Origin of the sequence: Massilimicrobiota sp. An105, from assembly GCF_002161155.1 — a bacterium.
Lineage (GTDB): Bacteria > Bacillota_I > Bacilli_A > Erysipelotrichales > Coprobacillaceae > Allocoprobacillus > Allocoprobacillus merdigallinarum.
In genome coordinates, this window is sequence record NZ_NFLY01000011.1 from 35,294 (window position 1) to 47,196 (window position 11,903).

At 31.2% G+C, this 11,903-nt stretch carries 13 protein-coding genes and 1 riboswitch; of the genes, 8 read left to right on the plus strand and 5 right to left on the minus strand.

What is annotated here, in order from left to right; translation table 11 throughout:
- The first annotated feature begins 124 nt into the window (after positions 1-124).
- The 6 genes from B5E48_RS04685 (at position 125) to B5E48_RS04710 (ending at position 6,352) form a co-directional block, all read left to right on the plus strand.
- Positions 125-1,531, plus strand: coding sequence for a PTS sugar transporter subunit IIC (locus tag B5E48_RS04685; RefSeq protein ID WP_087304238.1), 1,407 nt, complete (start codon positions 125-127; stop codon positions 1,529-1,531).
- Between the two features lie 117 nt (positions 1,532-1,648).
- Positions 1,649-2,173, plus strand: coding sequence for a hypothetical protein (locus tag B5E48_RS04690; RefSeq protein ID WP_087304239.1), 525 nt, complete (start codon positions 1,649-1,651; stop codon positions 2,171-2,173).
- Positions 2,174-2,269: 96 nt separating this feature from the next.
- The gene (locus tag B5E48_RS04695; protein ID WP_241146924.1) at positions 2,270-3,136 is read left to right on the plus strand and encodes a tyrosine-type recombinase/integrase; all 867 of its coding nucleotides are present in this window, start codon (positions 2,270-2,272) and stop codon (positions 3,134-3,136) included.
- Between the two features lie 51 nt (positions 3,137-3,187).
- Positions 3,188-4,180, plus strand: a complete 993-nt coding sequence (locus B5E48_RS04700; RefSeq protein WP_087304241.1) for a DUF7309 domain-containing protein — start codon at positions 3,188-3,190, stop codon at positions 4,178-4,180.
- An 83-nt stretch (positions 4,181-4,263) separates the two neighbouring features.
- Positions 4,264-5,865 (plus strand): ABC-F family ATP-binding cassette domain-containing protein, encoded by a 1,602-nt coding sequence (locus B5E48_RS04705; RefSeq protein WP_087298287.1) that lies wholly within the window; start codon positions 4,264-4,266, stop codon positions 5,863-5,865.
- 280 nt (positions 5,866-6,145) lie between these two features.
- Complete coding sequence (locus B5E48_RS04710; protein WP_087936450.1) at positions 6,146-6,352, plus strand: hypothetical protein; 207 nt, start codon at positions 6,146-6,148, stop codon at positions 6,350-6,352.
- Positions 6,353-6,685: 333 nt separating this feature from the next.
- Here the strand turns inward: B5E48_RS04710 and B5E48_RS04715 are convergent, their stop codons facing one another.
- The gene (locus B5E48_RS04715) at positions 6,686-7,192 is read right to left on the minus strand and encodes a flavin reductase (RefSeq protein WP_087304243.1); all 507 of its coding nucleotides are present in this window, start codon (positions 7,190-7,192) and stop codon (positions 6,686-6,688) included.
- Positions 7,193-7,268: 76 nt separating this feature from the next.
- On the opposite strand from B5E48_RS04715, the gene B5E48_RS04720 reads away from it, so the two are divergent.
- Positions 7,269-8,192, plus strand: coding sequence for an alpha/beta hydrolase (locus B5E48_RS04720; protein WP_087304244.1), 924 nt, complete (start codon positions 7,269-7,271; stop codon positions 8,190-8,192).
- Positions 8,193-8,211: 19 nt separating this feature from the next.
- On the opposite strand, the gene B5E48_RS04725 is transcribed toward B5E48_RS04720, so the two are convergent.
- The 4 genes from B5E48_RS04725 to B5E48_RS04740 all read right to left on the minus strand — a co-directional run bounded on the left by B5E48_RS04725 (position 8,212) and on the right by B5E48_RS04740 (position 10,799).
- On the minus strand, positions 8,212-8,397 hold the full coding sequence (locus tag B5E48_RS04725) for a hypothetical protein (protein ID WP_087244417.1): 186 nt from the start codon (positions 8,395-8,397) through the stop codon (positions 8,212-8,214).
- A 451-nt stretch (positions 8,398-8,848) separates the two neighbouring features.
- The gene (locus tag B5E48_RS04730; RefSeq protein ID WP_087244418.1) at positions 8,849-9,457 is read right to left on the minus strand and encodes an ATP-binding cassette domain-containing protein; all 609 of its coding nucleotides are present in this window, start codon (positions 9,455-9,457) and stop codon (positions 8,849-8,851) included.
- Between the two features lie 9 nt (positions 9,458-9,466).
- Positions 9,467-9,964: a hypothetical protein gene (locus tag B5E48_RS04735; RefSeq protein ID WP_087244419.1), complete on the minus strand. Its 498-nt coding sequence runs from the start codon at positions 9,962-9,964 to the stop codon at positions 9,467-9,469.
- Positions 9,957-10,799, minus strand: a complete 843-nt coding sequence (locus tag B5E48_RS04740) for a hypothetical protein (RefSeq protein ID WP_087304245.1) — start codon at positions 10,797-10,799, stop codon at positions 9,957-9,959. Before B5E48_RS04740 ends, B5E48_RS04735 begins: the two co-directional genes overlap by 8 nt.
- Before the next feature lie 162 nt (positions 10,800-10,961).
- Between B5E48_RS04740 and B5E48_RS04745 the strand changes: the two genes are divergently transcribed.
- Positions 10,962-11,666, plus strand: coding sequence for a LytTR family transcriptional regulator DNA-binding domain-containing protein (locus B5E48_RS04745; RefSeq protein WP_087304246.1), 705 nt, complete (start codon positions 10,962-10,964; stop codon positions 11,664-11,666).
- 47 nt (positions 11,667-11,713) lie between these two features.
- A riboswitch (ZMP/ZTP riboswitch) is annotated at positions 11,714-11,792 on the plus strand.
- The last annotated feature ends 111 nt before the right edge of the window (positions 11,793-11,903 follow it).

Below are 11,903 nucleotides of genomic sequence, written 5' to 3' on the forward strand. Positions count from 1 at the left end.
AAAACACTGTTAAAACCGTCTTTTATTGGAAAAGTACCATACTTTTGATATAAAAGCATTGACTTTTAATAAAAAAAATTTTATACTTATATTGTCAAAAATATTTTAAGGGAGGAAAAATTTTATGGATGCTTTTGCTGATAAGCTAGGGCGCATTGGAGCATGGGCTGGACAAAACAAATATCTTGGTGCCATCAAAAATGCGTTCCAAAACTTCATGCCAGCAACTATTGCTGGTGCCATTGGTGTTCTTTGGACAAACGTATTAATTACCGATGCTGTTGTCAATGATGCACCTCAAGGGCTAGGTGGGTTAATTCCTGCTGTTATGGTTTTAGAACCAATTAATGCTGTATTCAACGCAATACAGTTCTGTTCAATTTCATGTATCGCTATTGGAATTGTTATGTTAGTTGCTCAAGAAATTGGGGAAGCTAACGGTGAAACTGGAGCTTTTCCAGCTATTTTAGGATTTATGTGCTGGGCTATGGTTACTCCAACTGCACATGCAGTAACTGGATTAACTGCTTACACTGATGCAGCTGGTACTGCTGTTACAATTGGAACAGTTTTAGAACAAGCTGGTGTTGATTTAGCTGGTGTAGGGACTTTCACTGGTTTTGCTGGAAGTTATATGGGAGCTACTGGTTTATTTACTTCATTGATTATTGGTATTTTTGGGCTTGAAATTTATAACTTCTTCCGTAAAAGAGAAGGATTAAAAATCAAAATGCCTGAACAAGTACCTCCAGGTGTTGCTCGTGCATTCGAAGTTTTAATTCCAACATTCTTAACTTTATTAGTTGTTGGTGTTATCGGATGGGCTGTACAAATGGCTACTGGATTATATTTCAATGATGTTATTTCTACTTATTTACAAAAACCATTACAAGATATCATTGGTGCTAATATCGTAGCAGTTATGTTAATGTATGTATTAATCTCATTATTCTGGTTAGTAGGTATTCATGGTAATAACATGTTATCTGCTGTTAAAGAACCAATCTTCCGTCCAATGTTATATGCAAATACAGCTGCATTTACTGCTGGAAAACATGGAGCAGAAATCCCTAATGTATTGAACTTAACAATGTTACAAATGTTCGCTGAATGGGGAGGTTCTGGGGTTACTTTAGGTTTAGTTATTGCAATCTTTATCTTTGGTAAACGTGAAGATAACCGTGCAATCGCTACATTATCTATCGTTCCAGGTCTTTTCAATATCAATGAAACAGTTACATTTGGTATTCCATTGGTATTAAACCCAATCTTAGGTATTCCATTTATTCTTGCTCCAGTAGTATGTATCTTCGTTGGATGGTTATTAGTTACTATTGGATTCTGTCCAAAAATCGTTATCGAAGTTCCATGGACAATGCCACCATTATTATTAGGATTCTTAGCAACTGGTGGAAGTTTCATGGGTGCTGTTTCACAAGTTATCGTTATTGTAGTATCTACATTAATTTATATTCCATTCGTAATTGTTTACGAAAGATTCCAAAACAAACAAGCTGCTGAAGCTGAATAAGATATTAAACGATTTTGAAAACTTAAAGAGCGGAATTTCCGCTCTTATTTTTTTAAAGTTTAAATTGTTATTTATATGCATATCGTGTATAATATTCAAAGGGAAGTGAGGAGTTTTATGGAAGAAGAAGTTAAAGAGTTTAAAGTGCGAATGAATACTGCAACAATTATTTTTCTTACTGCATTAGCATTCTATACTGTGTTTACAGTTTTCACGCAGGATAAACAGACTGCTTTGGTTATTGTCGTTTTTGCAATTGTTTGTTTTGCATTTTTCTTAGGATGTAGACCAAACAAATATACTATACATAATAGAGAATTAACAATTCATTATTATTTGTGGAAAAATAGTCATGTAGATTTAATGAACTGTGATACAATTTGTGATCCTGTTCCACGTTTGGCTGACTTAGTGACAAGACCACATGCAATTGAACTTTATACAAATACAAAGAAAAGATATTGCTTTTTTCCAAAGAAAAGAGTTGAATTTGTACATGCAGTTGTAAAGGCTAATAAAAGAATTCATTGTACAGTTAAAGAATATACAGATGTTTATAGAATCTTAGAAAAGAAAGATCGTAAAGAAAGAAGAAAAGCAGAGAAAAAAGCTGCAAAAGAAGCTGCACAATCAAAGAGTTAATAAAGCGAGTATATAATCATAGAATTGATTATGTACTTTTTTTTCTCCTGAAATATGTCATTTTTTATGTATAATGAATAGAAGGAGGATATAATTATGCAATTAACATTAGAACATTTATCTTTTTATTTGAATCAATGTGAAAATAAACGCTTAAGCTGGCATACCTTAAAGGCTTATCGCATTGATTTAAAACAGTTTTATTCATTTATGATGAATAAGGATATGAATAAGCGTGAAATATCTTACTATATTCATTATCTGAATCATCATTTTAAGCCTAAGACTGTCAAACGCAAATTAGCGAGTTTACATGCTTTTTTTGAAGATATGGTCTTTTATGAAATAATTCAAGAGAATCCAATGGACAAAATGAGGTATAAAATTCAAGAAGAAAAGACTTTACCACGCATTATTCAATACCATCAATTACAGGATTTATTTCATCGTTTAGATCAAGATCAGCACTTTTTTATAAAAAGAGATAAAGCCGTGATTGAATTGCTTATTTCTACAGGGATTAGAGTTTCTGAATTATGTGCTATTAAAAATGAAGATATTTATTTAGAGGAAAAGTATCTCATTATTTATGGCAAGAATGCAAAAGAAAGAGTTATATTTTTAGGTCAGGAAGTTTATCTGGCATTAAAAGAATATGAACAGGCTTTTCATGACAGGATTAGTGAGCAGGAATATTTTTTTATCAATAATCAATATCATCGTTTAACAGATCAGTCTGTTCGTCATATTATCAATAGATATACAGATGATTTTCATATCACACCACATATGTTTCGCCATACCTTTGCCACAATGCTTTTAGAGCAGGATGTTGATATATCATATATCCAAAAGATATTAGGTCATAGCTCTATTACAACAACCAGCATTTATGCCTATGCTTCTATTCAAAGACAAAAAGAGATTATGATGAATAAAAATCCAAGGCAACTTATTAAATAATATTTCTTTTTTATATATTTTCATATATGATAATGATGAGGTGATAATAATATGCAAAGATATGAAGTCTGGCGACAATTATATACATATGCAGATGAGTGGGTACAGCTAAAACCATGGGAAGTCTTATGGAGTAATGATTTTGTTGCTTTAGAGATTAATGAGAAAACATACTATTGTACAATTATGGGGAAATTAGGTGATTGTATTGGGGTATCTATATATGAAGGAGAAGAGGGATATGCAGATTTATGTAGTATAGCTCATGAATATCCAGATCAGGCTATTACGCAATATATGATGTTTGAACAAAATTGTTTAACATTTTATATGGGAGATCGTGAAGAGGTTCCAAAAGGTCAAAAAGAAATCATTAAAAAATTAGGATTAAAATATAGAGGAAAAGGACATTGGCCATATTTTCTTTCATTTGTGCCAAGATTTTATCCTTATGAAATTAATGATCAACAGGCAAGTGTGATTGTACAAGTTTTTAAGCATCTCATTCCACTTATGAAAGCTTATATGAATCACGAAGTTGCTGTGGATTTTGATAATGGTGAGATACTTTTTGCTCATGATCATCATGGTTGGAAATATGAAGCTATACAAAGACCTGAAGAACAAGAAAAATTCTATGTTGTAGATTTGGAAGATCAGCAATATCTCAATTATTTAAAAGAGTTACCACAAACGCAAAATCAGTATATCATTGATTTGGCATATTTATCTGGTGGTTTTATAGATGAAAGATATGATCGTCCAGTCAGTTCGCTTGTTTTATTAGTTATGGATTTGCTTTCACAAGAAATTATTAATATATATATGTTAAAACCTGAAGATGATGAAGATTCTATATGTATTCAACAATTGAGTAAAGTTATAGAAAAATTTGGGAAACCACAGGAAATTTTTGTTAGAAATCCAAGAGTTTATAGCTCATTAGTTTCTATTTGTGACACATGTCAAATTGATGTACATATGACATCATTACCAATGATGGATGACGTTTTGGGTCAAATGGAAAGCTTTATGCAAATGTAATATGATTCTTTATACTCTTTCATTGCAAAAATATATCTTTCATGTATAATAGAATGGACTTGTCAAAAAGGAGAATTGATAAAATGATAGCAACTCAAAATGTGTCTTTGCGATATGGCGATCGTGCTTTATTTGAAAATGTATCTATTCAATTTACTGAAGGAAACTGTTATGGAATTATTGGTGCCAATGGGGCTGGTAAATCTACTTTTTTAAAGATTTTATCAGGAGAAATTGAACCGAATAAAGGTGAAGTTGTGATAACACCGGGACAGAGATTATCTGTATTAAAACAGGATCATTTTGCTTATGATGATCAGGAAGTTTTAAAAACAGTTTTAATGGGAAATAAACGTCTTTATGAAATTATGTTAAGAAAAGAAGAGCTTTACAGTAAAGCTGACTTTAATGATGAAGATGGTATTGAACTTGCTGAACTTGAAGGTGAGTTTATGGAAATGGATGGCTGGAATGCTGAAACTGATGCTGAGATTCTTTTAAATGGATTAGGTGTAACAGGTGAATATCATCACTTGCTTATGAAAGAATTAGGTGACCAACAAAAAGTCAAAGTTTTATTGGCACAGGCCCTATTTGGTAATCCTGATATTTTATTATTGGATGAGCCGACTAACCATTTGGATTTAAAAAGTGTCACATGGTTAGAAAATTTCTTATTGAATTTCCCTAATACAGTCATTGTTGTTTCTCATGATAGACATTTCTTGAATAAAGTTTGTACGCATATTGCGGATATTGATTATAGTAAAATTCAGTTATATATAGGAAATTATGATTTCTGGTATGAATATTCTCAGATGATGTTAAAACAGGCAAAAGAAATCAATAAAAAAGCTGAAGCAAAGAAAAAAGAATTGGAAGAATTTATTGCGCGTTTTAGTGCCAATGCTTCTAAAGCAAAACAGGCAACATCACGTAAAAAATTATTAGATAACTTAGAGATGGTAGATATTAAACCATCATTAAGAAGATATCCATTTATTGGTTTTACACCAGATAGAGAAGTTGGAAATATTGTTTTAACTGTTGAAGATTTAGGATACAGTCAAAATGGTGAACAAATCTTTGATCATGTCTCATTTTCTATTTCATCAAAAGATAAAGTTGCTTTTGTTTCAGATCATGAGCTGGCAGTGACAACTTTCTTTAAGATTATCATGGGTGAAATTACAGATTATACAGGAACTTTCCAATGGGGAGTGACAACATCTCAATCATATTTCCCAAAAGATAACAATGAATTTTTTGATGATTGTGATTTAACGCTTGTTGACTGGTTAAGACAATATGCTGGAGATGATGCTTATGAACAAGATTTAAGAGGCTGGTTAGGAAGAGTCTTATTTTCTGGAGAAGAAGCTTTAAAGAAAGCAAATGTCTTATCAGGTGGAGAAAAAGTCAGATGTATGCTGGCAAAAATGATGATGGCAAATGCAAACGTTCTTGTTTTAGATGAACCAACCAATCATTTGGATTTGGAATCTATACAGGCTCTTAATGAGGGACTAATTCGTTTTAAAGAAAATGTTTTATTTGCTTCTCATGACCATCAATTTGTTCAAACAATTGCGAATAGAATTATTGAATTAACACCACAGGGATGTATTGATCGTTTATCAACATATGATGAATATTTAGAATATAAAGAAACTTTAGAAAATTAAACAATAATCACGCTTTTTTAATTCTTATCTGGTATGATTTCAAAAGAGAGATAATAATCATAAATTAAAGATTGATAAAGGAGACGATGTTCATGATTTCATTTCAAAATATTGCGATAACTCAAGATATGCATGATTGTTTGATTCCAGAAGATCTCAAGGCAGATGTTATTTATTATTTAAAAGAAGCTCATATTCCCTATAAATAAATTATACCATGCAAAGAAGTCGAAGATGGTCCTGCTAAAGAGAAAGCAATCAATCAATATAGACAGGCAGGATGTCGATCTCATTTGCATTGATGGGTATTTTACAAGTTCCGATACAATCAGATGTTATGTTTCAGCAGATCTGTCAATTCTTTGGTCCACAGATAGACTCTGATTTTGCGATTCAAAAACAAAATATTGAAAAGAAATCTGACGAAATGTACGAAAAGTGTTATAAAGACTGGTTACAGGAAGGAGAAATTCCTGTCAAAAAATAAGACTTATAAAATATGAAAGATTTAGGAATTATCTTTGCATATGATGATGCTTTTCGAGCAATCCGATTAGTAATGAATATGGAAACATATTTAAATTATGCTTGAGAACGTTTAACTGAAAAAGCAAAAGAAAAAGGTGGCAATGCTGTTTTAGGCATATGTTTTGATTTAAGAGATACATGAAAGCCCATGTTAATGGGAACAGTCGTTATATTAGAAGATGAGTAAAGTGATGTGTATGCATCACTTTTTTTGAATAGATTTTCAAAATATCGGAAACAATAGATAGTGATGTTTTATTTATGAAAAAACAAGCATATATAATAAAAAGGCTTATGTTCTTTGAACATAAACACCTTTTATTTTAGCAATATAAACACGATGATAATCCTGATCAGGATACCATTTTGTATCTAGAGATGTATCTTTAAAGTTTTCAGGTTTAATGTCATCTTCATAGATTTTTTCAACAATGAAGACCAAATGTGCTTCTTCAAATGTAGGTACGTCATCAATATATGTGGTATGGAAATGAACATGATTGATTTTATCTTGATCACGTCCAGAAACTGTACCTAAAACAGAAAGTTCTTTCTTATATCCATTAAAAAATGATAGAGAGAAGCATTCTTGCTGGTCAACAAACTGTTTTGTATAGCGTTGTGGACGGATAAATGCATAAACAACGTTTTGTCCCCATAAAACACCCATACCGCCCCAAGAAGCTGTCATCGTATTGACTTTTTGATGATTACCAGCCGTTATAAGCATCCAGTCTTTGCCAATGGCCTGAAAAGCATTCATATCTAGAGTATTTATATCTATTTTTTCAAATGCCATCATTCTTCCTCCTTTTTCCTGATTATAACATAGTATATGCAAAAAATATGAAATATAAAGAGGTGAAACCATAAAAATGAAAAAAATCATCAAAATCATTTCAATCATTATCTTGATTTTGACAATATTTATCATGGGTATCACTTTATATATTGGAAATTATTTATATGACTATACCCTCAATCCCCATTCTAATCATTCCTTATTTGATAGTGAACTTTATCAAAAAGATACCCAAGATGCTCAAAAATGGTTAGAAGATAAGAGTGTTCATCTTTCTATTTCAAGTTATGATGATCTTTTTTTACATGCTTATTATATTGAACAAAATAATCCCATTTATGCCATTATGGTGCATGGGTATCGAGGAGATAGTTCTAGCATTATTTCACCTGTCAAACATTTTTATGAGCAGGGATATAATCTTTTGATTCCTGATTTACGTGGTCATGGGCAAAGTGAAGGAGATTATATTGGAATGGGTTGGGATGATCGTTATGATATTATGGGATGGATTGACTATCTTGTATCTCAAAATCCACAGGCTCAAATTATTTTATATGGTGTTTCTATGGGTGGAGCTACGGTCATGGATGTAGCTGGAGAAAATTTACCATCACAAGTGAAGGCTGTTATTGAAGATTGTGGTTATACGAGTGTCTGGGATGTTTTTCAATACCATATTCCTATGAAAAAGTGGCAAAGTGAAGTGGCTTTGCATATGGCAAGTCTTGTGACTCAAATAAGAGCAGGCTATGCTTTGGAAGATGTTCAACCTATTCAACAGGTTCAAAAAAGTCGGATTCCTATTTTATTTATTCATGGTCAGGACGATGATTTTGTCCCCGTGGATATGATAGATGAACTATATTTAAAAGCCAATTGCCCTAAAGAAAAACTTATTATTAAAGGAGCTGGTCATGCTCAAAGCTGTTCTACTGATGCGACAACATATTATCAGACTATTTTTCAATTTATTCATCGTTATACAAAAAAATAGATGTTATCAAACATCTATTTTAGGCTGTATGTGTGCGCATTTCATTTTTTAATTCATATAATGCATGACGGGCTTCTTCAATGTCATCAATCACATCATAAATTTCTTTACGTTGTTCTTCATTGATAGAATCATATTTAGAAATATCAAGAAGCTTTTCTAAAGCCTGATAAATATAATGATTTGCCTGATTTAATTGTTCCATCATTAACCTCCTTTAAATAAATAGATGTATACCAATCATAATCAATATCATTGATACATAATGATAACTCCAAATCCTATAGAATACAAGTAAAAAAATAAAAACAAGACTCCATAAGATCAATTGTAGAGCGATTAGTCCAAAAGATAAAGGTAAAGAAAAGAAAATAAAAAAGAAAATGTGAATCAATGTATAAAAGCTTATATATTTGAACCATTGTTTCAAAAAAATCTCATGTTTCTTTCGTTTAGAAAGACGTAAGCTTATCAATGTATCAAGATAGAGATACTGATAAACGATTTGATAGAAAATATAACTCCAGAATATTTGGGTGATAACAAAAATAAGATATCGAAAATCAAAGAAGGGATAGTGAAGAAGAATATAAGGTGTTATATCCTGATAAAGATATTTCAAAAAATAAACAAGCAAGCCATAAATAACAGTTATTTTAATCCATTTCATCTAAGAATAATTGTCCCTCTTCTAAACGATAGATATGTGTATAATGGATATCTGGTAAGTAATCATGAGCAGCAATCACAATGGTATGTCCTTTGTCATGTAATTGATTGATGAGCTGACAGAATGTATGAATAGATGTCTGATCTAAACCACGTGTGGGTTCATCTAATAAAATAAGTTCCTGATTTTCCATAATGGCTTGAATGATACCTGCTTTTTGACGCATACCAACAGAAAAGTTTTTTAACTTCATGGAGCTATGTAAATCTAATTGAAATTGTTGACACAATGATTCAATATAGCTGCTATCATATTGATTTTTTAAAGAAGCCAGGAATTGAAGATTATAAGCGAGAGTTTCGTTTTCTAGAAAACCTGGATTTTCAATTAAAGCTCCAATCTGTAAATCATTCTTTTTTGTGATTGTCCCTGAAGTAGGTTTGATAATATCGCAGATCAGCTTAAAAAGTGTTGATTTTCCTGAACCATTGATACCATGAATATAGATACATTCATGACCATCAAGATGAAATGAAAGATGTTGTAATACGGGTTGTTTATGAAAACTTATACTTAAATCTTGAATATCTAACATAAATCCTCCTTAAAATAGTTTTGTATAAACAATATGAAATAAAAAGTTCATAAAGATAGGTAAAGCTAAATAAATAAAATTCTTTTTTTGACCAATTTGTAGATATATGAATGTTGTTTCAATAAAAGTGACAATAAGATTAAGAATCATAAATAAAATCGTCACAAACATATCTTCTGGTAAGATGCCACCAAAAAAGAAAGCATAGCTTATATAAATAATCATTGTATAAATAAAACTGACCATCATTAAGAAATAATAAACGGAAGTATATGTTTTCTGTTCACCAATTCTTGTGATAATAGGAGATAGCAAGCGATTGCATTGTGCTGTAAACTGATAGTTCATTAATAAAAAGACATTATTCATATAAACACAAAGATAATTCGAATAAATGAGACAAATTGTATAAGTGTTTTTTCCACAAAGGATGGGTGATGCAAACAACATCATAATCAATATGATCATGACTTTCACATCGAGAAGTTTGAACCATTTTTTAATCATTTGTTTCTCTCCTTTTCAATAAGATCTGAAAACAAAGATAAGAAACTATGGCATATATGAAAAAACAAATCGCATACAATGCAAGATGTGAAAGACCAAATGGATTTTCACGAACATGTTCTAATCCTAATGCAACTAAATTGTTGATTTGAATAAGAAAAGCTGCTTCTGGAATAGGTAAATATCCTTGAATCAAGGCGGGAATTAATACCAGCAAAATACCAATGATCACACCACAACAACGATAGACATATTTGTTGGTGATAAAAGTCTGTAATGCCAAAATAACACTGGACATTAAAGCATAGCCTAAAGAAGTGAGGGTTATAAAAAGAATCAGATTGATCACTTCAATAGGGCATAGAAGCTGAGTCATGATATAGTATCCATCAGGATAAGTCATGCTTTGAAAATGTATAGGAATTAAAAAGACATGACAGAAAATAAGTAGGCCTACCTGGATCAGGGTGATCACTCCAAAGGTCAAAAGTATATTTTTGATGCTGACTTCCAGATAATAATGTCTTCTTGTTAATCTTGTTTCAATCATGTAAGCACTGCGAGTTTGATGCATATTTAAAAAATCATATGCTATGATATTTGGCAGCAACAGCATCAGTAAAATAAATAAAAATGGGTTTGTGCCAATACGATATAAACTGTAAAAAAATTCAAGTCCAGCATTAGGATAAGCTTCCTGATAACCAGGACTGGAAAAAATAGATTGTTGAAAACTATAAATAGTGCTTATGATAATGAATATAAAAGTGACAGTCACTAGAAATAGTTTTTCTTTTGAAAGAAACGCTTTCCATAAGGAACGATGTCTTTCCATAAAATTATTGTCCTCCTTTCTTATATGTTTCCTTTATACCTTAACAGACTTATGCAAAAATAAGTCGAAAGTGTGCTAAAAATGCACAAACAGGAGTGAAAGTGGCATTTTTTATTTAAAAATGAATAGGTAAAATAAAAAAAGGGATAAGGAGTGAAGGACATGAAAGTATTTATTTGTATGGATGATGAAGATTGTATAGAAAAATTAAGTGAATTATTATATCAGACACATATGGAAGAAGATATATTTATTGATAGCTATGATCAATTTGTCAATATAGCATTTTTACGTCAAAGAGAAAGCTATGATGTGGCTTTTATTGGAGATCGTATTCATGGTGACAATGGTTTTTTAATGGGTGAGTATTTACATGATGCGAATCCTGAATGTTTGATTATCTATATTGGTGATGATTATGCGCATATGCATGAAAGTTTTCGGGCATATGGATATCAGATGTTTTTAAAACAGGAATTACCAGAACTGTTTAATGGTGAATTTCAAAGAATATGGGATCATTACCAAAAATTACATCACGAGGAAATCTTCTATCTTGATAATGGAGGAACACGACGTTTTTTACCAGGGGAAATCGTTTATATTGAAAATGGACGTTTTCAAACACAGGTGGTGACTGCACATCAGCGTTTTTATGGACATTTTGGTGATTTAACCAAAACAAAAACGAAGTTATTGAAGTATTCTTTTTTTCAGATGCATCCCCGTTATTTTGTAAATATGCATTATATTTTAATGATTCGAAATGGTGAATTAGAAATGAAAAATGGGGATTGTATTCCAACTTCTATTATGAATAAAGAATTAATTAATGATGCGATTCAATCTTTTCTTTCTAGTCAGTAAAAAATATGAATAAATATTGAAAAAAAAGGTAAGAAATGATATTATTCAATTAGTTATACAACTGACGGAAGTGGAATAGACCACATGGAGTATAATGGGAAAGAGTCGACCGTCTGGGCAACAGTCTGGACGTTTAGACTCTTTTTTTGGTTTTTCATAAATTGATAGCGATATCAATAGTCAAAACCATGAATTTGTGATATAAAGAAAGTGTCAAGAAGTCCTAAAAATAAAAAA